At 74.5% G+C, this 21,473-nt stretch carries 20 protein-coding genes and 3 tRNA genes; 15 read left to right on the top strand and 8 right to left on the bottom strand.

Translation table 11 applies throughout. The features are described from left to right. Window positions 1–93 precede the first annotated feature (93 nt). The gene (locus ABD254_RS02525) at window positions 94–1,575 is read right to left on the bottom strand and encodes a nicotinate phosphoribosyltransferase (protein ID WP_344245343.1); all 1,482 of its coding nucleotides are present in this window, start codon (window positions 1,573–1,575) and stop codon (window positions 94–96) included. 104 nt (window positions 1,576–1,679) lie between these two features. On the opposite strand from ABD254_RS02525, the gene clpS reads away from it, so the two are divergent. The 5 genes from clpS to ABD254_RS02500 all read left to right on the top strand — a co-directional run bounded on the left by clpS (window position 1,680) and on the right by ABD254_RS02500 (window position 4,906). Continuing rightward, complete coding sequence (gene clpS, locus ABD254_RS02520) at window positions 1,680–2,063, top strand: ATP-dependent Clp protease adapter ClpS (protein ID WP_344248468.1); 384 nt, start codon at window positions 1,680–1,682, stop codon at window positions 2,061–2,063. Beyond that, complete coding sequence (locus ABD254_RS02515; protein ID WP_344245341.1) at window positions 2,060–2,737, top strand: DUF2017 family protein; 678 nt, start codon at window positions 2,060–2,062, stop codon at window positions 2,735–2,737. The genes clpS and ABD254_RS02515 overlap by 4 nt, the downstream gene beginning before the upstream one ends. Before the next feature lie 101 nt (window positions 2,738–2,838). Next, a complete protein-coding gene (gene murI, locus ABD254_RS02510) occupies window positions 2,839–3,642 on the top strand; it encodes a glutamate racemase (protein WP_344245339.1) in 804 nt (267 codons plus the stop codon). Next, entirely contained in the window at window positions 3,639–4,478 is an 840-nt protein-coding gene (locus ABD254_RS02505; protein WP_344245337.1) for an MBL fold metallo-hydrolase, read from the top strand. The genes murI and ABD254_RS02505 overlap by 4 nt, the downstream gene beginning before the upstream one ends. 17 nt (window positions 4,479–4,495) lie before the next feature. Then, on the top strand, window positions 4,496–4,906 hold the full coding sequence (locus ABD254_RS02500; RefSeq protein ID WP_344245335.1) for a DUF3054 domain-containing protein: 411 nt from the start codon (window positions 4,496–4,498) through the stop codon (window positions 4,904–4,906). A 1,101-nt stretch (window positions 4,907–6,007) separates the two neighbouring features. Here ABD254_RS02500 and rdgB read toward each other — a convergent pair. Both rdgB and rph read right to left on the bottom strand, forming a co-directional pair. Next, on the bottom strand, window positions 6,008–6,670 hold the full coding sequence (gene rdgB / locus ABD254_RS02495) for an RdgB/HAM1 family non-canonical purine NTP pyrophosphatase (protein ID WP_344245333.1): 663 nt from the start codon (window positions 6,668–6,670) through the stop codon (window positions 6,008–6,010). Beyond that, a complete protein-coding gene (gene rph, locus ABD254_RS02490; protein WP_344245331.1) occupies window positions 6,667–7,428 on the bottom strand; it encodes a ribonuclease PH in 762 nt (253 codons plus the stop codon). Before rph ends, rdgB begins: the two co-directional genes overlap by 4 nt. A 196-nt stretch (window positions 7,429–7,624) precedes the next feature. Here rph and ABD254_RS02485 point away from each other — a divergent pair, with 196 nt between their 5' ends. Continuing rightward, entirely contained in the window at window positions 7,625–8,161 is a 537-nt protein-coding gene (locus tag ABD254_RS02485; RefSeq protein WP_344245329.1) for a CHRD domain-containing protein, read from the top strand. Between the two features lie 76 nt (window positions 8,162–8,237). Then, window positions 8,238–9,878, top strand: coding sequence for an ATP-binding cassette domain-containing protein (locus ABD254_RS02480; protein WP_344245326.1), 1,641 nt, complete (start codon window positions 8,238–8,240; stop codon window positions 9,876–9,878). A gap of 74 nt (window positions 9,879–9,952) precedes the next feature. Here ABD254_RS02480 and ABD254_RS02475 read toward each other — a convergent pair whose 3' ends face one another. Next, window positions 9,953–10,429 (bottom strand): PGPGW domain-containing protein, encoded by a 477-nt coding sequence (locus tag ABD254_RS02475; protein WP_344245324.1) that lies wholly within the window; start codon window positions 10,427–10,429, stop codon window positions 9,953–9,955. Between the two features lie 92 nt (window positions 10,430–10,521). After that, complete coding sequence (locus ABD254_RS02470; RefSeq protein WP_344245322.1) at window positions 10,522–11,094, bottom strand: NUDIX hydrolase family protein; 573 nt, start codon at window positions 11,092–11,094, stop codon at window positions 10,522–10,524. Between the two features lie 100 nt (window positions 11,095–11,194). Between ABD254_RS02470 and trxA the strand changes: the two genes are divergently transcribed. Further along, a complete protein-coding gene (gene trxA / locus ABD254_RS02465) occupies window positions 11,195–11,572 on the top strand; it encodes a thioredoxin (protein WP_344245320.1) in 378 nt (125 codons plus the stop codon). A gap of 174 nt (window positions 11,573–11,746) precedes the next feature. Further along, window positions 11,747–11,829 (top strand) — tRNA-Leu (locus tag ABD254_RS02460). A gap of 33 nt (window positions 11,830–11,862) precedes the next feature. Here the strand turns inward: ABD254_RS02460 and ABD254_RS02455 are convergent. Beyond that, window positions 11,863–12,369, bottom strand: a complete 507-nt coding sequence (locus tag ABD254_RS02455) for a peroxiredoxin (protein WP_344245318.1) — start codon at window positions 12,367–12,369, stop codon at window positions 11,863–11,865. Between the two features lie 191 nt (window positions 12,370–12,560). Between ABD254_RS02455 and ABD254_RS02450 the strand changes: the two genes are divergently transcribed. The 5 genes from ABD254_RS02450 to ABD254_RS02430 all read left to right on the top strand — a co-directional run bounded on the left by ABD254_RS02450 (window position 12,561) and on the right by ABD254_RS02430 (window position 14,949). After that, window positions 12,561–12,857, top strand: a complete 297-nt coding sequence (locus ABD254_RS02450; protein WP_188523778.1) for a GroES family chaperonin — start codon at window positions 12,561–12,563, stop codon at window positions 12,855–12,857. A gap of 47 nt (window positions 12,858–12,904) precedes the next feature. Continuing rightward, on the top strand, window positions 12,905–14,116 hold the full coding sequence (locus tag ABD254_RS02445) for an acyl-CoA dehydrogenase family protein (protein ID WP_344245316.1): 1,212 nt from the start codon (window positions 12,905–12,907) through the stop codon (window positions 14,114–14,116). Window positions 14,117–14,217: 101 nt separating this feature from the next. Then, a tRNA-Lys gene (locus ABD254_RS02440) sits at window positions 14,218–14,293 on the top strand. Between the two features lie 76 nt (window positions 14,294–14,369). After that, window positions 14,370–14,442, top strand: a tRNA-Lys gene (locus ABD254_RS02435). Window positions 14,443–14,544: 102 nt separating this feature from the next. After that, window positions 14,545–14,949 carry a pilus assembly protein CpaE gene (locus ABD254_RS02430; protein ID WP_344245314.1) on the top strand — a complete coding sequence of 135 codons (405 nt, stop codon included), beginning with the start codon at window positions 14,545–14,547 and terminating at the stop codon, window positions 14,947–14,949. Window positions 14,950–14,955: 6 nt separating this feature from the next. On the opposite strand, the gene ABD254_RS02425 is transcribed toward ABD254_RS02430, so the two are convergent. Together ABD254_RS02425 and ABD254_RS02420 are read right to left on the bottom strand one after the other, a co-directional pair. After that, window positions 14,956–16,188, bottom strand: a complete 1,233-nt coding sequence (locus ABD254_RS02425) for a HupE/UreJ family protein (protein WP_344245312.1) — start codon at window positions 16,186–16,188, stop codon at window positions 14,956–14,958. Window positions 16,189–16,285: 97 nt separating this feature from the next. After that, the gene (locus ABD254_RS02420; RefSeq protein ID WP_344245310.1) at window positions 16,286–20,269 is read right to left on the bottom strand and encodes a metallophosphoesterase; all 3,984 of its coding nucleotides are present in this window, start codon (window positions 20,267–20,269) and stop codon (window positions 16,286–16,288) included. Between the two features lie 306 nt (window positions 20,270–20,575). Here ABD254_RS02420 and trmB point away from each other — a divergent pair, with 306 nt between their 5' ends. Then, window positions 20,576–21,376 (top strand): tRNA (guanosine(46)-N7)-methyltransferase TrmB, encoded by an 801-nt coding sequence (gene trmB, locus ABD254_RS02415; RefSeq protein ID WP_344245308.1) that lies wholly within the window; start codon window positions 20,576–20,578, stop codon window positions 21,374–21,376. Window positions 21,377–21,473 lie beyond the last annotated feature (97 nt).

Genomic DNA, 21,473 nt, shown 5'->3' with positions numbered 1-21,473 from the left:
ACAGCTCAGCCGAGCTGTCGTCGGCTGAGTCTGCGGTTCCGCTGCTGGCGGGTGCCTCGTTCCTCGGCCCCCACCCTGCGCTGCACCTCCGCCTCAGCCGAGCGTGAGGTCGACGGTGGGGATCGCCGGGTCGCCCACCGACAGCCGCCGCGCCCCGCGGGGCAGCTCGGCGCGGGCCTGGAGGTGGTGCCGCGCCGCGTTCTGCACCCCGTAGGCGCCGACCCAGCGGGAGTCCACGGCGCCGTCGACCACGAGCGGCACGAGCAGGGGGCGCAGGTCGCCGCGCTCGCCGTCCGGATCGGCCGGGACGCCGTCGCCGGCCGCCTCGTCGACGGCCTGGCCGGGGGCCCAGGCGACCACACGGTCGTCCGGCCCGCCCACGACCACCTCCTCGACGGCGCGGCCGTCGGCGTCGTACCGCCGGGCCGCGGCCTTGCGGCCGCCGTGGCTGTGCTTGTTCGCGGACGCCTTCGCGACGGGCTGCAGCACCCCCGACGAGTCCGCCCGCGCGACCAGTTTGTAGACCATGCCGCACGTGGGCGCGCCGGAGCCGGTGACCAGCGAGGTCCCGACGCCGTAGACGTCGACCGGCATGGCCGCGAGGCCCGCGATGGCGTGCTCGTCCAGGTCGGACGTGACGACGATCTTGGTCCCGGTGGCGCCGAGGTCGTCGAGCTGACGCCGGACCTCGACCGCGAGCCCGCCCAGGTCGCCCGAGTCGAGCCGCACCGCGCCGAGGCCGGTCCCCGCGGCCGCGACGGCGTGCTCGACGCCGCGGCGCACGTCGTACGTGTCGACGAGCAGCGTGGTCCCGGGCCCGAGCGACGCGACCTGCGACGCGAACGCGGACGGCTCGTCGTCGTGCAGCAGGGTGAAGGCGTGCGCCGCGGTGCCGATGGTGTCGATGCCGTACCGCAGGCCGGCCTCGAGGTTCGACGACCCGGCGAACCCCCCGACCACGGCCGCCCGCGCGGCGGCGACCGCCGCCTGCTCGTGGGCGCGCCGAGAGCCCATCTCCAGGCACGGCCGGTCGACGGCGGCGCTGGTCATCCGGGACGCGGCGGACGCCACCGCGGAGTCGTAGTTGAGGATCGACAGCACGAGCGTCTCCAGCAGCACGGCCTCGGCGAACGTGCCCTCGACCTGCAGCACCGGGGAGCCGGGGAAGAAGATCTCGCCCTCCGCGTACCCGAGGATCGTGCCCGTGAAGCGGTAGCCGCGCAGGAAGTCGAGGGTGCGGTCGTCGACGACGCCCGTGCGCTCCAGGTAGTCCAGCTCGGCGTCCCGGAAGCGGAAGTGCGGGAGCGCTTCCAGGACCCGGCCGGTGCCGGCCAGGACGCCGTACCGCCGCCCGGCGGGCAGCCGGCGCGTGAAGACCTCGAACACGCAGTGCCGGTGCGCGGTGCCGTCGGCGAGGGCGGCCTGGAGCATGGTGAGCTCGTAGCGGTCCGTGAGGAGCGCGACCGACGGGCGCACGGTCGGCAGCGGCGCGGCAGGCAGGGAGTCGGGCAGGGCGTCGGGCGCACCCGAGCCACCGGACGTCGGGGCCGCGCTGCCCCGGTACGCGTCGATCATGGGGACACGGTAGGTCGCCGGGGAGGATCCAGCAGGACGAGGCTCAGCTGGCGGACGACCGACGACCTCGTCGCGCGTCCGCCTACGCTGGGACGGTGGACGGGATGCGGACGGCAGCACCGACGGCGACGCCGACGGTGACGGGAGCAGCGACGCTGACGGCCACCGACGTCGAGGAGCAGGTGGTCGCGGACGCGCTCGCGGGCCTCGCCGACCCCTGGGTCACGATCGTGTGGAACGACCCGGTCAACCTGATGTCGTACGTCAGCTACGTGTTCGAGAGCTACTTCGGCTACCCGCAGACGAAGGCGGAGCGGCTGATGCTGCAGGTGCACCACGACGGCCGGGCGGTGGTGTCCTCCGGGCCGCGCGAGCGCATGGAGGTGGACGTCCAGGCGATGCACGCCTTCGGGCTGTGGGCGACGATGCGCTCCTCCGGCGACTCCGACGGTGGCGTGGGCGGCGACGTGGGCGGGGCGCCGGCATGACGCCGTTCCGCTCGGCGCCCGCCGGTTACGTCGCCCGCTGGGAGCCGCTGGAGCGCGAGGTGCTGGCGCGCGTCGCCCGCGACGTCGCGGAGCTGGTGCGGCTCGACTCCGGTATCGGCCCGGACGTGGAGGTGGGCGATGGCGTCGCGTTCACGGGGGTCGCGCGGATGCCCGAGGACCCGGCCGTCCGGCGGCTGCTGCCCGACGCGCACCGCGAGGACGAGGACGTCGCGGCGGAGTTCCGCCACCTCACGCAGACCGACCTCGCCGCGGGCAAGGCCGCGCGGCTCGAGTCGTTCGCCGGCGCGCTGGACCCCGACCCCGGGAGCGCCGCCGGGACCGACGACGGCTCCGGCGAGGTGCTCGTGCCGCGCGAGGACGCGCAGGCGTTCGCGGGTGCGCTCACCGACCTGCGGCTGGTGCTCGCCGAGCGCCTCGGCCTCGAGCAGGACGCCGACGTCGAGGAGCTGCACGACCAGGTGCTCAGCGGCGTCCTGGCCGACGACGAGCCCGACGACGAGCCGGACGACGAGCCCGGCCTGAGCGGCGAGGAGCGCAGGTACTGGGGCGGAGTCTTCGTCGCGGCGGGCTTCGCGCAGGAGACGCTGATGGAGGAGATGCTCGCCGACCTGCGCGCCGGCCGGCACGGCGGCCCCCGCGGCCGCGGCCGCTAGGCGACGGGCCGGCCGGCGCGCTGCCGGTGTGGTGGGCGCCACGCCGTGTCCCCGCTCACTCGCAGGGGTCATGACGACCTGCCGCGACTAGGCTTCCAGCCGTGAACGACGCCCCCATCGGGATCTTCGACAGCGGCGTCGGCGGGCTGACCGTCGCACGCTCGATCCTCGACCAGCTCCCGCACGAACAGCTGCTGTACATCGGTGACACGGCCAACAGCCCCTACGGGCCGAAGCCGCTCGCGGCGGTGCGCGCGATGGCGCTCGACGTCATGGACCGGCTGGTCGACGACGGGGTGAAGATGCTCGTCATCGCCTGCAACTCCGCGACGGCGGTCGCGCTGCCCGACGCCCGCGAGCGGTACACGGTGCGGCGCGGCATCCCGGTGGTCGAGGTGATCCGGCCCGCGGCCCGCCGTGCCGTCCTCACGTCGAAGACCGGGCGGATCGGCGTCATCGGCACGAAGGCCACCGTCGACTCCAAGGCCTACGACGACGCGTTCCACGTCACGCCCGGGCTGGAGATCACCACCCAGGCGTGCCCGGAGTTCGTGCCGCTGGTCGAGCAGGGGCTCACGTCGGGGCCCGAGGTGCTCGAGGTCGCGCACCGCTACCTCGACCCGGTGAAGGCGGCGGGCGTGGACGCGCTCGTGCTCGGTTGCACGCACTACCCGCTGCTGTCCGGCGTCGTCTCGTACGTGATGGGTGAGGACGTCACGCTCGTCTCGAGCGCGGAGGAGACCGCCAAGGACGTGTACCGCAACCTCGTGTCCCACGGGCTGGAGCGCGCGACCGACGCCCCGGCCCCCGTGCACCGGTTCCTCGCTACCGGCACGCCGGAGCCGTTCCAGCAGCTCGCGCGGCGGTTCCTCGGGCCGGAGGTGTCGCTGGTGGAGGCCGCATGAGACTCGTGACCGTCGGGGTGGCCGGGTCGTTCCCCGGCCCGGCGTCGCCCGCGTCCACCTACCTCGTGCAGGTGTCCGCGGCGGAGGCCGTGGCCGCCGGCGCGACCGGCGACGACGCGCGCGACTGGAACGTCGTCCTCGACCTCGGCAACGGTGGGCTCGGGGCGCTGCAGCGGCACGTCGACCCGCTGGCGCTGGACGCCGTCGCGCTGTCGCACCTGCACCCCGACCACTGCGCCGACCTGTCGGGCCTTTACGTCTACCTGCGGTACCACCCCGCCCGCGGCGCGGTGCGCACCGGCGTCGCCCGTCACCTGCCCGTGTACGGCCCGACGACGACGGCCGAGCGGGCCGGCGCGATGTACGGACTCGCCCCGGACGAGTCGATGGCGAGCGAGTTCGACTTCCGCTCCTGGGAGCCGGGCGCCCGGGTGCGCGTGGGGCCGCTCGAGCTCGAGCCGTTCCGCGTCTTCCACCCGGTGGAGGCGTACGGGATCCGGGTGACCGGCCCGTCGGCGGTGCGGCCGGGGGAGCGCGCGACGCTCGTCTACTCGGGCGACACCGACCTGTGCGACGGCCTGGTCGCGGGGGCGGCGGGGGCCGACCTGTTCCTGTGCGAGGCCGCGTTCCAGGAGGGCCGGGACGACCGAGTCGAGGCGGGCATCCACCTCACCGGCCGGCGCGCGGGGAAGGCGGCAGCCGCCGCCGGCGCTCGCCGCCTGCTGCTGACGCACATCGCCTCGTGGAGCGACCCCCAGGTCCCGCCGGCCGAGGCCCGCGCCGTCTACGACGGCCCCGTGGCGGTGGCGGCGCCGGACGAGGTGCACGTCCTGTGACCGGTAGCCTCGCCCCCGTGAACGAGCCCGCGCCGGCCGGCGCCACCCCGACCGCCTCCCCGCCCCGCCGTGCCGTGTGGCCGGCGGTCGTGTGCGACCTGGTGTGCGTCCTCGTGTTCACCGTCGTGGGCACGATCAGCCACGCGACGTCGGGCGACCTCGGTCACGTTGCGCGCGTGGGCCTGCCGTTCGTCGTGGGGCTCGCCGTGGGCTGGCTCGCCGCCCGCGCCTGGCGCGCCCCGGCCAGGCTCTGGCCGACGGGCGTGGCGGTCTGGTTCGCCACCGTCGCGCTAGGCCTGCTGCTCCGCCCGCTGATCGGCGGCGGGTTCGAGCCGAGCTTCGGCGTCGTCACCGCCGTCTTCCTCGGCGTGACCATGCTCGGCTGGCGCGCCCTCGCGTCCCTCGCCGCCCGCCGCGCGGCCCACTGAGGCTCCCCGCTCCTCGACGGTCTGGAACGTCCAGAACAGGAGGAAGCCGAGGACGATGGCGAGCTCGAACCAGTAGAACCAGCGGGACTCGTCCGTCACCCAGCCGAAGAGCTTGAACCCGGCCGTCGCGACCACCCCGACGATCATGAGGACCGCGACCGCGAGGTAGGCGATCCCCCAGACCGGGTGCGGCCGCGACGCGTCCGGCCGGCGCCACAGGCCGACGAGGCCGCTGGTCAGCGCCACGAGCGCCATCGGCGCGAAGACCATGATCGCGGCGAGCGCGTGCGCGTGCAGCAGGAACCAGTCGTGCCGCAGGAGATAGGCCAGGAGCCCGGCGACCCAGACGAGCACGACGACGAGCGTCCCGACGACCTCCTCGTTCCTCGACGGCTGCCGGAACCCCGTGTCGGCGAACCGGCGGCCGAGCCGCCGCAGCCACGAGCCCCCGGCCGCCGTGGGCACGAGCTCGGGGTCGCGGTCCCGGCGCAGGACGAACAGCAGCAGGAGCACGAGGGCGACGGAGCCCACCCAGAAGTAGGCGACGAGAGAGCTGGAGACCTGGTCGGTCCACTCGGCGCAGGCCTGGGCGTCCCACGGGCCGCCGCTGATCGGCGGCTGCTGAGCGTCGAGCGTCGGCGGCTGCGCCTGCGCGAAGCAGGTCTCGCGTACCGGCTCGGGCGTGGGGACGAAAGCGACCACGGGGGCGAGGAAGCCGGCGAGGTTGAGCAGCGGTTCCTGCATGCCTCGTCCGCGGATCGCGATCATCGCGGCGCCGGTGCCGACGAGGACCGCCACGAAGATGCTCTGCGCCGGCGTGTACCAGGAGGCGCTGATGGAGCCCAGCCGGACGCCGCTCGCGGGGTCGGCGTCCTCGAGGAGGACGGCGACGACGAGCATGGCCGTCATCCCGATGATGGCCACGCGGAGGTAGTGATAGGTCGCGGCGGCGTTGCGGGCCGTGGCGACCGGGGCCGGTGCCCCTGACATCGCTCTCATGACTGTGGTGAGCCCCGCCGGCCACGGGGTGATACGTGGCCGGCGGGTGAGGGCCGTCGGTGCTCGCAGCGCCCGCCTCGCCCGGTCCGGGCGAGCGCGGCCTCAGAGCGTGGCGGCGATGGCGGGGGCCAGGGTGCGGAACGCCTTGCCACGGTGGCTGATGGCGTTCTTCTCGTCGGGCGACAGCTCGGCCGACGTGCGCGTGCCGGCCGACCCGTCGGGCGCGGGCGCCTGCTCGGCCGGCACGTGGATCGGGTCGTAGCCGAAGCCGTGCTCGCCGCGCGGGGCGCGCGCCAGGGTTCCCGGCATCTCGCCGAGGCAGACCTCCTCGCGGCCGTCCGGCGTCACGAGGGCGGCCGCGCACACGAACGCCGCGCCACGGTGCTCGTCGCGCACGTCGCCGAGCTGGGTGAGCAGCAGCTCGAGGTTGGCGACGTCGTCGCCGTGCCGGCCCGCCCAGCGCGCCGAGAAGATACCGGGCGCGCCGCCGAGCACGTCCACGCTGAGCCCCGAGTCGTCGGCGACGGCCGGCAGCCCGGTCGCCGCCGCCAGCGCTCGCGCCTTGATCAGCGCGTTCTCGACGAACGACACGCCGTCCTCGACCGGCTCGGGTACGCCCAGGTCGGCCGCGGTGACGACGGCGTCGTCCGGCAGCGCGTCCAGGCCCGGCTGCGCGCGCAGGATGGCGCGCAGCTCGACGAGCTTCTTGCGGTTGTGCGTCGCCAGCACGAGGCGGGCGCCGGCGGGCACGACGACGTCGTTCACGGGGCGACGTCGCGGGCGAGCGCCTCGGACTGGAGGCGGGTCAGCTCCGCCGTGCCGGAGACCGCCAGGTCGAGCAGGGCGTCGAGCTCCGCGCGATCGAACGGCGCGTGCTCGGCGGTGCCCTGCACCTCGACGAACGTGCCGGAGCCGGTCGTCACGACGTTCATGTCCGTCTCGGCCCGCACGTCCTCGACGTAGGGCAGGTCGAGCATCGGCGTCCCGTCGATGATCCCGACGCTCACCGCCGCGACCGAGCCGGTGAGCACCTGCTTGCCACCCGTGACGTGCCCGTGCCGCCGGCCCCACGCGACGGCGTCGGCCAGCGCGACGTAGGCGCCGGTGATCGCCGCGGTGCGGGTGCCGCCGTCGGCCTGCAGCACGTCGCAGTCGAGCACGATCGTGTTCTCGCCGAGCGCGCCGACGTCGACGACGGCACGCAGGGCGCGGCCGATCAGCCGCGAGATCTCGTGCGTGCGCCCGCCGATCTTGCCCTTGACCGACTCGCGCTGGCTGCGCTCGTTCGTCGCGCGGGGGAGCATCGCGTACTCCGCGGTCACCCACCCCTCGCCGGAGCCCTTCTTCCAGCGCGGCACGCCCGCGGTGAAGGAGGCGGTGCACAGCACCCGGGTCTTGCCGAACTCCACCAGCACGGAGCCCTCGGCGTTCTCGGTCCAGCCGCGGGTGATCGTCACGGGACGGAGCTGGTCGGGAGTGCGGCCGTCGGCGCGCACCACGGCCTGGGAAGCAGGGGAAGTCATGCCGACACCCTAACGGCGGCGGCCCGTGGCGCCCCGCTCGGACGCCTCCCGCGCGGGAGCCGGGCCGGGCCGTAGGGGAGCTCCGCGCCGTCGTTGCGTGCCCGCGCCGGACGACGTAGACCTGAGGGGTGCGGATGGCGGGTGCGCTATCCCTTCGTGCCCGCGTCCGGCAGAGCCTCTTGGAAGGAGAGAGCTCGTGGAACGCAGGCGCGTCAAGGCTGCTGCCGCCGTCGTCACCGGACTCGCGGTCGCAGCGTCGTTGGGGACTTTCGCCTCGGCCGACAACGGCAGGGGAAGTCCCAACCGGGTCTCGGAACGGCTGAGCGGATACGAGGAGACCCCACTGTCGCTCTCGACGGCCGGGAACGGGCGGTTCGAGGCACGCATCGACACCAGGGACGAGGAGATCAGGTGGACCCTGAGCTTCGCCGACACGGAGACCACCGTGACGCAGGCTCACATCCACTTCGGCTCGCCGTCGCAGTCGGGCGGCATCGCGGTGTTCCTGTGCACCAACCTGGGCAACGGTCCGGCGGGGACGCAGGCGTGCCCGGCGGAAGGCACCGTCCGCGGCACCATCGTCCCGGCGGACGTGATCGGGCCCGCAGGGCAGGGCCTGGCGGTCGGCGACTTCGATGCCCTCGTGGACGCCGTTCGGGCAGAGTCGACCTACGTGAACGTCCACACGACGGGCTTCCCGGCCGGTGAGATCCGCGGTCACATCGATCACTAGTCCGTCAGCGCCCGCGCGGGAGGTCCCCGCCGGGCGGCCACCGAGCACCGTCGGGCGCGGCCCGTAGGGTTGTCGGGTGCATCTCGTCGCCTCCGACCTCGCCTTCGCCTACCCGGGGCGGCCCGTCCTGTCGGGGCTCGACCTGCGCGTGTCCGACGGCGCGCGGCTCGGGGTCGTGGGGGAGAACGGCTCGGGCAAGTCGACGCTGCTCGGGCTCCTCGCCGGCCGGCTCGCGCCGTCGTCGGGCGAGGTGCGGCGCGCCGGGACGGTGGCGCTCGTGGAGCAGGAGCTCGACGTCCCCGGCGGCGCCACCGTCGGGGATCTCGTGCGCGGCACCCTCGCCGGGCTGCGCGAGGTGGCGGCCGAGCTCGACGCCGCCGCGGCCGCCTTCGACCACGAGGCGGGCGACCTGGCCGAGCTGTCCGACCTCCTCGCCCGCGCCGAGCACCTGGCCGTCTGGGACGCCGACCGTCGAGTCGACGTCGCCCTGTCCCGCCTGGGCGCCGTGCGCGACCCGGCCCGCCGGCTCGACACCCTGTCGGTGGGCCAGCGGTACCGGGTGCGGCTCGCGTGCCGCCTCGCCGAGCGCGCCGACCTGCTGCTCCTCGACGAGCCCACCAACCACCTGGACGACGGCGCCATCGAGTTCCTCACCGGCGAGCTCGTCGCGTGGCGCGGCGGGGTCGTGCTCGTCACGCACGACCGGGAGCTGCTCGACGACGCCGCGACCGCCATCCTCGACCTCGACCCGTCGATGGACGGCAAGCCGGTGCTCTACGGGCAGCCCGGCTATCTCGCCTACCGGTTCGCCAAGAACCAGGCGCTGCACCGGTGGCGGCAGCGCTACCGCGCGGAGCGGCAGCGGGCGCGGCTCCTGGCCGAGCGCCTCGACGCCTCCTACGAGGGGCTGTCCGACGAGTGGCGCCCGCCGAAGGGCTCGCAGAAGCACCGCCGCGCGACCCGCGCCCGCATCCACGTCAAGGCGGCGGACCGGCTGGTGACCAGGCTGGAGGCCGAGGCGGTCGACGTGCCGGTCCCGCCGCTCGCGCTCACCTTCCCCGACCTGCCCGCGATGTCGCCGGGCTGGGACCCGGCAGACCCGCTGGTCGAGCTGCGCTCGCCGAAGGTCGTCGCCGCGGACGGCGGGGTGCGGCTCGACCTGCCCGGCACGCGGGTGGCCGTGCCGCCGTCCGGCCGCCTGCTCGTCGTCGGGCCCAACGGGGCGGGCAAGTCGACGTTCCTCGAGGCGCTCGCGGGTCGGGTGCCGCTCGACCGCGGCACGCGGTCCCTGGTGGCGGGCGCGCGGCTGGGCGTCGTGACGCAGGAGTCGCGTACCGCGGCGGTCGTCGGGCAGGACCCCGCCCGCTCGGGGTTCGACGCCTACGCCGCCGAGGCGCTCGAGCTGCTGGAGCGCGGCGAGCTCGACCCGGAGCACCTGGTGCCCGTGGCGGCCCTCGGCCTGCTGAGCGAGGAGGACCTCGAGCGGCGGCTCGCCGAGCTGTCCGCCGGGCAGCGCCGCCGGTTCGAGCTCGCCCGGGCGCTGCTGCACGCCCCGCACCTGCTCGTCCTGGACGAGCCGACGAACCACCTGTCCGTCGACCTCGTCGACGAGCTGACGCGGGCGCTGGTCGTCACGCCGGCCGCCGTCGTCGTCGCGACGCACGACCGCCGCATGCGGGCCGACCTCGCGGACTGGCCGGTGCTCGAGCTCGGCTGATCGCCCGAGCCTGCAGGTCCCCGACGACAACCCGAATGCGCCGACGCAGTACGAGAGACCGGCCGAACCCCGGGCTACGAGTCCGCGCCGGACGCCCGACGGTCCGCGCCGCGCTCCTCGCGTCCGGCGCGGTCACCGCCGTCGCCGTGGAACCGTCGGTAGCTGTAGACGAGGAGGCCGATCGCGACCAGGCCCGAGCCGATGAGGCTCGACCCGGTGGCCCAACCGCCCGGCAACCACCACCGGTCTCCGAACGGCCACCAGCCGGGCGGCGGTGGCCAGAGGCCCCAGACGACGCCGAGCGCCATCAGCCCGAGCGCCAGCACCAGGCTCGCCGTGATGGTCCACCGGTTCCGCACGCTGCTTCTCGCCAGGTCGTGCGCCTTGGCTTCCACGGGCCCGACCCGTCGTTCGGCCCACGCGTACTGGTGGGAGAGCACCACGAGTCCGGCCGCGAGCAGGAGGAGCCCGGGTCCCGGCAGGACCAGCGCGGCCACGCCCAGCGCGAGCAGCGTCCAGCCGAGGACGAGGCGGGGTACTCGGCGGGTCACCCGGTTCGCCTCGCTCTCGTGATGGTGGACGGTCGGGACCAGCGTTCCTGGCTGCCCCCGGGGATGCTCACTCGCTGGCCGGGGACCGACGTCTAGCTCAGGCGGCCGACCCAGGCCATCGCCTGCTTCACGAGCGTGCCCTGGCCGTGGATCATCTCGGCCTGCACGGTGTCGCTGCAGGCGTCCTCCGGCGTCAGCCACGCGAGGTCGAGCGCGTCCTGCTGCGGCCGGCAGTCGCCCGTGACCGGCACGACGTACGCCAGGGACACCGCGTGCTGGCGGGGGTCGTGGTACGGAGTGATGCCGGGCGTGGGGAAGTACTCGGCGACGGTGAACGGCTGCGGCGACGACGGCACCTGGGGGAGCGCGACCGGTCCGAGGTCCTTCTCGATGTGCCGCAGCAGGGCGTCGCGCACGCGCTCGTGGAACAGCACGCGCCCCGAGACCAGCGCCCGCGTCATCGTGCCCAGCGGTGTGACGCGAAGCAGCAGGCCCACGGCCACGACGTCCCCGGAGTCGTCGACGCGCACCGGGACGGCGTCCACGTAGACCAGGGGGAGCTGGGCCCGCACGACGGCGAGGTCCTCCGACGTGAGCCACCCCGCCTGCGGCGGGGGGTCGGGGAAGTACTCGTCGTCGCCAGGGAACTCGGCCGTGTCCGTCACACGTCGTTTCTACCAGCCCGGGAGCAGGCGGGGCGCCCGCGAGGGAATACCGCGGCCCCCGGACGTGCTGTGCCACTCAGACCCCTACGGAAGGAAACCCATGGCCACCGTCGAGCTCACCGACGAGACGTTCGAGAAGACCGTCACCGACAACGACATCGTCCTGGTCGACTTCTGGGCGGAGTGGTGCGGCCCGTGCAAGCAGTTCGCGCCGGTGTTCGAGCGCTCGTCCGAGGAGAACGCCGACGTCGTGCACGCGAAGATCGACACCGAGGCGCACCAGCGCATCGCCGGGGCCGCCGGCGTGACGGCCATCCCGACGCTGATGGCGTTCCGCGAGGGCGTGCTCGTGTTCAACCAGGCCGGCGCGCTGCCGGGCCCGGCGCTGAAGCAGGTCGTCGACGCCGTCAAGGGCCTCGACATGGACGAGGTCCGCGCGCAGATCGCCGCCGCGAACGACGGAGCCCCGCAGGCCTGATCGCCGCGCGGATCCGCACCGCGCACGACGGCCGCCCCGGGACGCCCGGGGCGGCCGTCCTGCGTGTCGGCCACGCGAGCGGCGACATTCCGGACAACCGGGCCGGAGCCTTCGCGCCCTGGGTGCGCCACGAGGGCCGACGAGGACGCGGTCTGGCTAGACTGGCGCCCGCCAGCCGGAGTGATGGAACAGGCAGACATGCGGCGTTTAGATCGCCGTGCCCTCAGGGCGTGCGGGTTCGACTCCCGTCTCCGGTACCCCTGCTGTCGTGCGCGACGATCTCGGCGTCGCTAGTCGAGCCCCAGCGTCTTGCGCAGGCGCGCGACGTGCCCGGTCGCCTTGACGTTGTACTGCGCGACGGCGACCGTGCCGTCCGGGCCGACGACGACGGTCGAGCGGATCACGCCCACGTACGTCTTGCCGTAGTTCTTCTTCTCGCCCCAGGCGCCCCAGGCCTCGAGCGCTGCGTGCTCCGGGTCGGAGACGAGGGGGAACGTCAGCGCGTCGCGCTCGGCGAACGTCGTGAGCTTGCTCACGGCGTCGGGGGAGACGCCGACGACGCCGTACCCGGCGCCCTGCAGCGCGGCGAGGGAGTCGCGGAAGTCGCACGCCTCGGTGGTGCACCCGGGGGTCATCGCCGCCGGGTAGAAGTACACGACGACGCCCTTGCGGCCCGGGGCGGCGAGAGCCTCGGCGAGCGAGAACCGCCCGGTCGTCGACCCGGCGCCGGCGGGGTCGGGCAGGACGGCGTCGAGCGAGAGGTCGGGGGCGGTGTCGCCGACGGCGAGACGGGTCACGGGTGCGCTCCTCGGGTGCGGAAGGTGGGGCCAGGGCGACGGGCGCGGCGCGGCGTCCGGTGCCGGCGTCGAGCCTAGACCGCCGCGTCGTCTAGCGTGGACCCGTGACACCCGCAGCACCCGCCACCGGCCAGGCCGCGTCCGGCACTCCGCCCGGCGCCTCCTCGCCCGACGCGCCCCTGCCGATCCGTATGCTCCACGACCGGCTCCTCGTGGAGCCTGAGGTGGACTCCGCCGAGCGGCAGTCGACCGCCGGCCTCGTCATCCCCGCCACGGCGTCGGGGCCCAAGCGGCTCGCATGGGCCGCCGTCGTCGCCAAGGGGGAGCACGTGCGGCAGGTCGCCGTCGGCGACCGCGTCCTGTACGACCCCGAGGACCGCGCCGAGGTCGACCTCGGCGGGACGGACTACGTGCTGCTGCGCGAACGCGACGTGCACGGCGTCGCCGAGACCACGCAGGAGCCCGGCGCCACCGGCCTCTATCTCTGACGGCACGTCACCGTGCCCGCCGCCGTGCCCGGCCCTACCGTGGGCCCATGACCGGCGACGACGCCGCTTCCTGGGCCGCGAGCGGCCCGGCGAGCCCCACCGACCTGCTCGCCCTCGACGCCGACCTCACCGCGGCGGAGCGCCGGACGCGAGACCGGGTCCGGGGTCTCGTCGACGAGCACGTGCGCCCGCACGTCGCGCGCTGGTTCGCGGACGGCGTGTTCCCGCGCGACCTCGTGCCGCGGCTCGCCGAGGCGGGTCTGCTCGGCATGCACCTGCGCGGTTACGGCTGCGCGGGCGCCTCCGCCGTCGAGTACGGCCTCGCGATGGCGGAGCTCGAGGCGGGCGACTCCGGGATCCGGACCTTCGTCTCCGTGCAGGGGTCGCTGGCGATGACGGCGATCGCGAAGCACGGCTCGGACGCGCAGAAGGAGCGCTGGCTCCCCGGCATGGCGGCGGGCGAGGTGATCGGCTGCTTCGCGCTGACCGAGCCGACGGCCGGGTCGGACCCGGCGTCGATGCGGACCACGGCCACGCTCGTCGGCGACGAGTGGGTGATCGAGGGCGCGAAGCGGTGGATCGGCCTGGCTTCGATCGCCGACGTCGCCGTGATCTGGGCGAAGGCAGACGACGGCGAGGGCGTGCGGGTGCGGGGGTTCCTCGTCCCCACGAGCACGCCGGGCTTCACGGCGACGCCCATCGAGCCCAAGCTGTCCCTGCGCGCGTCCGTGCAGTGCGACGTCGAGCTCGACGGCGTTCGCGTGCCCGCGGACGCGATCCTGCCGCATCACCCCGGCCTGGCGGGGCCGTTCGCGTGCCTCGCCGAGGCGCGGTACGGCATCGCCTGGGGCGCGGCCGGCGCCGCGCGGGACTGCCTGGAGGCGGCGCTCGGTCACGCGGCCGGGCGGGTCCAGTTCGGTCGCCCGATCGCCGCGTTCCAGCTCACCCAGGCGAAGCTGGTCGACATGGCGCTGGAGGTCGCCCGCGCGCAGCTGCTCGCGCTGCGGCTCGGCCGGCTCAAGGACACCGGCCGCCTCGAGCCGCACATGGTCTCCGCCGGGAAGCTGGCCAACGTCCGCTCCGCGATCGAGGTCGCCCGGACCGCGCGCACGATCCTGGGCGGCGACGGCGTGACGCTCGAGCACTCGCCGATGCGGCACGCGGCCAACCTCGAGTCGGTGCGCACCTACGAGGGCACCGACGAGGTGCACACGCTGATCCTCGGCCGGTACCTCACCGGCCACCAGGCGTTCCGCTGACCCGGGCGCGGGCGAGGACGGCTGTCGTGCAGGTCACAGGCCCGTGGGCGTCCCCCGGTTACCGGCCGGCCGCGCGTGGCTGGTAATGTTTCACCCCGCCGGCGCCATTAGCTCAATTGGCAGAGCAGCTGACTCTTAATCAGCGGGTTCGGGGTTCGAGTCCCTGATGGCGCACCAGCACGAGGCCCCCTTCGACGGGGGTCTCGTGGCGTGAGGGGCACCCGAGGCCGCGCCCTGGTACCCTCGCGATCGCGCGCCATTAGCTCAATTGGCAGAGCAGCTGACTCTTAATCAGCGGGTTCGGGGTTCGAGTCCCTGATGGCGCACCGCGCAAGCCCCGACCGGGTCTCCGGCCGGGGCTTCGTCGTGTGTGGGGGTCCGGTACGTCCGCCCGTGCGTCGCCCCGGCGGCCGCGGCACGATGAACCGATGATCTCCACCGAGCTGGCGGCGAGGCTGCGCGACGCGGGCCTGGTGTGGCACCCGGCCGACGGCGACCGGTTCCGCATCGACTCCCCGGAGCTGTCGGCCGACGTCTTCACCGTGAGCACGATGACCATCGAGGCGCACGACTTCCCGACCGGCACCATCCTGGGCTTCAACGGCACCACCGAGTGGGCGCTCGACTCCGTGCCCGTCGAGGACACGCTGTGGCTGCCCCGGGAGGACCAGCTGCGCGAGCTCCTGCGGCACTCGTTCCGCGCGCTGCGCTCCGCGTCGGACGGCTACGAGGTCGACGTCGACCTGCTCGGCGACCGGCGCACGTTCGCCGCCTCGGATCCCGCCGAGGCGTACGGGCAGGCGCTGGTCGCGCTCATCGAGCGCAGCGCCTGAACGCCGTCAGCCGAGCCCCAGCACCCGCTGGACGAACCAGACGAGACCGACGACGGCCACGGCGGCAGCGACCATGCCGGTGACCCAGCGCGCCGCGCGGGGCGCGCGGCGGCGCAGCGCGGTCAGCAGCGGGAAGACGACGGCGATGATCGCGAGCTGCACGACCTCGATGCCGAGGTTGAACACGAGCAGCGACGCGAGCAGGCTCCACGACCACGGCTCGTCGAGGCCGAGCGCGCCCGCGAAGCCGAGGCCGTGCACCAGCCCGAACGCGAACACGACGGCGAGGCGCGCCGCCTCGGTGCGGCTCAGCTCGAACCAGCGCCCCCGGGGCTCGACCGACGTCTCGAGCGCCGCGGTCGGGTCGTCGCGCAGCGCCCACAGGCTTCCGAGGGCGACCGCGGTGATCGACGCGGCGATGATCGGCTCGACGACCGCGCCGGGGACGCTCACCACGCCCGTGGCGGCGAGCAGGAACGTCACCGAGTGGGCCACGGTGAACGTCGTCGCCACCAGCACGACGTCGCGCAGCCGGCGCGACGCCACGACGAGCGCGAGCAGGAAGAGGACGTGGTCGGGCCCCAGCAGCAGGTGCTCGGCGCCGAGGACGAAGAACTCGCCGAGCCGCGCCGCCGTGCCGCCGTCGCCGGTCGTGAACGTCGGCTCCGCCGGGGTGAGGACGACCGACCCCTGCTCGCCGTCGAGGTCGTAGGTGACGACCGTCTCCGTCGAGTGGACGAACGTCTCGACGTCCGGGAACAGCGCGCTGAACACGGTGTGCGTGACGTCGCCGCCGGTGCCCCCGGCGTCGCAGGCGTAGTCGAGGGTGAGCGTCGCGTAGGTGGCGCCGGCCCGTTCGTGCACGCGTGCGTCACCGACGGGCGCCGGGGCGCAGTGCCGCTCGCCCGCCGCGACGCCGAACCGCTCGGTGACGTACCGGGTGACGGCGGCGGCGTTCTCGGCGAGCTGCGCGGTCTGCGCCTCCGCGCCGGTCGCCTCGTAGGCCTCGGCGGTGAGCCAGGCGGACTTCATGAGCAGGTCGTACTCGACGTCGAGCTCGACGCGGACGTCGGCGCCCCGGGCGGCGGTGACGTCGGCGTACGCGTCGGTGGTCGCGTCGTGGGCTGCCGCGGGGCCGGCGGGCCAGGCGACGGCGGCCAGGGCCGCGAGGGCGAGGGCCGCCCGGCGGGCGAACGAGGTCGCCCGCGGGGCGTGAGCGGTCGTGCGGTCGGGGTTCACAGGTCGATCCGTCCGGAGGGTGTGGGGCCGGGTCCCCGGGGAGGGCTCCCCGGGGACCCGGCCGTGGTGCAGGTGGGCGGTGGTCGGACGCCGGCCGTCAGCCCTCGAGGCCGGCCGGTACCCGGGACCCGGGCACCGTCGCGGTGCCTCCCGGCCACGGCCGGCCGCCGGCCGTCGTGAAGACGGACGGCTCGGCCGCGGTCACGCCGCCGCCGGTGCTCGTCGCGGTGACGACCCACGCGTACGCCGTCGAGCGCCGCAGCCGGTCCCAGCGGACGGACGCGACGTCGCCGGAGGCCACCGTCGCGGAGCCGATCACGCGCGTCGGCGCGTAGACGGCGAGCGAGTCGGTGACGAGCGAGGTGGTGCGCGTGGTCAGGTCGACCGGGAGCACCATGTTGTCCGCCGTCGAGTCGTACCGGGCCTCGGGGTCCCACTCGTCGGCCCCGAAGTCGTCGAGGAACGGGGAGTAGGTGTCGACGCTCATCTCGGCGCGGTCCACGTCGAACTGCAGCAGGCGGAAGTACGACGCGCCGAACCGCAGCCGCGCGGCGGGGTGGTACCCGCCGATCGTGCCGAGGCCGACCCGCTCCGCCGGCACGGTGAACGCCTGGTAGTCGGCCAGGAGCTCCACGACGCCGTCCGAGATCTCGCCGACCTTCGGCTTGACGTTGGTCGTCACGCCGTGGACGTGGCCGGCCAGCACGAGGAACACGTTGTCGTTGGGCTCGACGACGTGCGTGAACAGCGGGGAGCCGTCGGGCGTGGCGAAGCCCGCGTTGCGGCCGTCGGACTGCGTGCTCGCGGCGAGGTAGGCGTGGGTCATGAGGATCCCGTTGCGGTCCGAGTACCGCTCGAAGATCTCGTCGGCCCACTCGGCCTCCTCGCGCGTCACGCCGTAACCCATGCCGACCGCGACGAAGTCGAGCCCGCCGGCCGAGAACAGCACGTAGTGGTTCGAGTTGTCGCCCTCGCGCCACGACCCGTACTCGGCGTCCTCCCAGGACTCCGCCGCCGCCTCGTACCGGTCGGGGCCGAAGTACTCGTTGTAGGCGTCGGCGCCGCCCGCGGCCCCCGACCAGTTGTCGTGGTTGCCCGCGACCGCCGAGTTGGGGATGCCGTCGATCTTCGCCTGCTGGCGCGAGGAGACCTCGAACTCCCCGGTCACCTGCTTGCGCATCGCGTCGTCCTGCGGCTCGCGGATGTTGTTCTCGATGAGGTCGCCGGTGTGCGAGACGAACTCGATCTTGCGCTCGTCGGCGTTCGCGGCGATCCAGTCGACGACGCCCGCGTAGGCGGACTCCCAGATCTCCCTCTCCTCGGCGGTCTCCTGCTCCACCGAACCCTCGGACAGGTACTGCGTGTCCGTCATGTGCGCGATCGAGAAGTCGTAGTCCGCCGGGTCGGCGAAGCCCTCCGCCCCGGGGTCCATGTCGTCGGCGAACGGGTCCGCGGCGGTGACCATGACGTGCACGACGCCCCGGTCCCGGTGCTCCGGCCCGGCGGCGGCGGTGAGGGTCGTGTCGTCCTCGGCGGAGCCGCGCGACGACGCCAGGGCGTCCCAGGCTTCCGCCTCGGTGTCCCAGGCCAGCAGGGTGACCTCGCGAGCGGGGTCCGCGGTGCCGCTCCAGCGCACCACGGGGTGTTCCTCCCGGCGGTCGACCCGCACGTCGAACAGCTGATAGGCGACGTCGTCGGCCTTCGGGGACGCGAGCGTCCGGCCGTCGCCCGGGATCAGGCCCTTCGTGGACGCGGGCCGGGCTCCGCGGGGCCGCAGCTCGGTGGGGATCCCGTCGGCCGTGCCCTGCCGGACCGTGCCAGGCAGCGAGATGTCCGCCTGCGCGAACGTGGCGGTGACGCCGCCGCCGTCCGGCTCGCCCACCCGGGCGGAGAGCGTGACCGGCGAGGCGACGTCCTCGGTTCCAGCGGCCGGCGCGAGCTCGGCGGGGACGTCGGGGATCCCCGCGCTGGTGAACGCGATCTCGCGCGTCGCGGAGTTGCCGAGCGAGTCCGTCGTGGTGAGCGCGAGGGTGTGCTCGCCGGCCGCCAGTCCCGGCCCGACGGCCGAGCCGATCTCGACCGGCTCGCCGTCCAGGGTGACGTCGGGGCCGCCGACGACGCCGTTCGCGTCGTCGAGCTCGACCGCGAGCGGGACGCTGCGGGTGATCGTCGCGCCGTCCGCGGGGGTCGACGACACCACCCGGGGCGCGGAGTTGTCCGTCTCCAGGGTCCGGGTCGCCGTCTGGCCCGTGGACGACGTCGCCGCGATCTCGTGCTCGCCGTCCGTCAGGTCGGTCGTGTCGACGTCGGCGCGCAGGCCCCGGGCGGGGGCGTCGTCGACGAGGAAGTGCAGGTCCACCTGCCGGAACAGGTTGATGTTGGTCCCGCACGTGCCGTCGCCCAGCGCGTAGGACGGCTGGACGTTCTGCTGCTGCGCGGTGCCCTCGGCGGGCGTGAGCACGGCCTCGGCGATGGTGAAGTCGTCCCGGTTGCACCCGCCCTCGAACGGGCCGGTGACCACGTCGATCTGGTTCCAGCCGGGCAGGAGCCACTCGTTCGGGAAGGTGATCGTGCCTCGGCCGCCCACGATCGTCTGGTCGATCCGGCGCTCGACGCCGTTGACCCGCAGGAAGTTCGTCGCGGAGCCGTCGAGCGAGTTGGAGCCCACCACGAACGACAGGGACGCCTCGCCGGTGCCCAGCGTCGGCAGGACGCCGGTGCCGTCGGCCGCCACCACCCAGACCAGGGAGACCTTCGGTGCGGAGGTGGTGCTCGAGCCGCAGCTCCCGTCGCCCAGCGCGTACGACTCCTGGAGGTCCGCGGGCGGCGTGACCGTGCCGTCGGCGACGGCGAGGGAGAGGTCCGACACGGCGAAGTCGTCGAGGTTGGCGCCGCACGACGACGAGATGTCGCCCGCGACGATCTCGACGGTGTTCTCGCCCGGGTGCAGCAGGCGGTTCGGGATGCCGATGTCGACGCGCTCGGAGACAGGGTCGTGCCCGCCCTCGCCGCGGATGTCGACCTGGGTTCCGTTGACGAGCAGGTGGCTCTGGTACCGGTTCTCCATCGAGTTGGCGCCCACGTCGAAGGAGAGCACCGAGACGCCGGCGCCCAGGGTCGACGGGCCGACGGCCGGCTCGCCGTCGACCGTGAGCGAGGTGGTGGAGCCGTCGCCGTCCGCGGGGCGCGCGCCCGTGACCACCTGGGTGCCGCGGGTCAGGGTCCCGTCGGCGGGGGTCACGACCGGCGCGCCGACCGGGGCGTTGTTGACCCGCACGGCGTGCGTCGTGGTCGCGCCCGAACGGGTCGTCGCGACGACGTCGTGCCGCCCGTTCGCCAGGGCGGTGGTGTCGACCTCGGCGGAGAGCCCGGTGGTGGCGCCAGGCGCGCTCGCGACGTCGAACGTCACCGTCGCCTGCTTCACGTACGACGTGTTGCTGCCGCAGGAGCCGTCGCCCATGGAGTAGCCGAACGCGGTCCCGGTGTCCTCGGCGCTCTCACCCAGCAGCTCGAGGGTGACCTCGGAGACGACGAAGTCGTCGAAGTTGACGCCGCAGGAGGAGTCGAGGCCGCCGGCGTGGATCTCGAGCGTGTTGGCGCCCCGGGCGAGCCACTCGTTCGGGACGGGAACCTGTACCCGCTCCGAGACCCACGTGCGGTCCTGGTCGATCCGGTGCCCGTTGAGGACGAGGTAGTTGCCGAACGCGGCGTCGGCGGAGTTGCTCCCGACGTCGAACGTCAGCGTCGACGTGCCGGTCGTCGTCTCCAGGCCGGGCACGTCCTCACCGCCGACGGTGAGGCGGGTCACCGGGTCGCCGGCGGTGACCGGGGACGCGGCGAACGTCGCCGAGCCCTCGAGGTGGGCTCCGTCGGCGGGGACCAGGACGGGCGGGCCGGCGGTCTCCCCGCGGCCGCCGGGTCCCTCGGGCTCGCCGGGGAAGCCGGGGAACCAGGGCCACGCCCGGCCGTCGTCCGCGCGTTCGGCCCCAGCCGCCGTCGGGCTCGCCGCGGGGTGCGCCGTCGCGGCGGGTGCCGCGGCCAGCGGGACCGCGAGGGCCGCGGCGACCGCGCCGGCGGTCATGCCTCTGGTCAGGGCGGACGCGCGTCGGCGTCCCCTGCGTTCGTTCGGCCGCATCGGCGTGCCGTCCTTCCGTGTCGTCATCGGGGAAGTCAGTTCCGGGGGCGTCGTCGACGGAGGTGCTGGCCCGACGGCCTCGCGGCGCCCGGGACCCGAGGGTGGCCGCGGTCGGTGAACGGCGTGGGTGCACCTGGACGTCGCCAGGGCGAACTCTGGGCGACGAACGTCCGCGCAGGTCACGTCGTCGTTCTCCGGTGCTCGCGGCGCCTCGGGCCGGGAGCCGGGCACGCGTCCCCGTACCCTGGACGCGTGCCAGACCCCGTCACCACCCCGCAGACCCCCGACGCCGCCGCGCCGGAGGACGCGCGCCGCCACCGTCAGCCGGTGAGCTTCGTGCGTCGCAGCGCCCGCCTCACCACGGGCCAGGGCAGGGCGTGGGAGACCCGGCGTCAGCGCTACCTCGTCGACGTCCCGCGCGCCGCCACGGTCACGTCCGTCGACCCGGACTGGCGGTTCGAGCCCGAGGCGGTGTTCGGTCGGCGGGCGCCGCTGGTCCTCGAGATCGGGTCCGGGCAGGGCGAGTGCGTCGTCGCCTCGGCCGCGGCGCACCCCGAGCGTGACCACCTGGCCGTCGAGGTCTACACGCCGGGGCTGGCGCAGACGATCGTGCGCGCCGGGCACGCGGGCGCCGACCCCGGGCGCGACGGCGGCGCACCGGGCGCCGAGCTCGACAACCTGCGGCTCGCGCAGGCCGACGCCGCGGAGCTGCTCGCCACCGCGCTGCCGGACGGCGGGGTGGACGAGCTGTGGGTGTTCTTCCCCGACCCCTGGCACAAGTCGCGGCACCACAAGCGTCGCCTCGTGACGCCGGCCTTCGCGGCGCTCGCGGCCCGCGTGCTGCGCCCCGGGGGCACGTGGCGGCTCGCGACCGACTGGGCCGAGTACGCCGCCCAGATGATCCAGGTGCTCGAGGCGAGCGACGACTTCCGCAACGCCCACGGGCTCGGGGCTGTGGCGCCCCGGTTCGACGGGCGGGTGCTCACGAGCTTCGAGAAGAAGGGGACCGCCGCCGGCCGTGGCGTCACCGACCTGGAGTACGTGCGGCGCTGAACCCGTCGGCACGGGTCAGGGCGTCGGGCGTGGTCCCGGACCGCGTGCCCGACGCGCCGTGGTGTGACTTGCGTCATATGTGCCCGCTCTAGCAGGG

This window comes from Isoptericola hypogeus, from assembly GCF_039531145.1.
Taxonomy (GTDB): domain Bacteria; phylum Actinomycetota; class Actinomycetes; order Actinomycetales; family Cellulomonadaceae; genus Isoptericola; species Isoptericola hypogeus.
The sequence above is the reverse complement of the archived record's forward strand: the minus strand, read 5'-3'. Positions and strand labels throughout refer to the sequence as shown.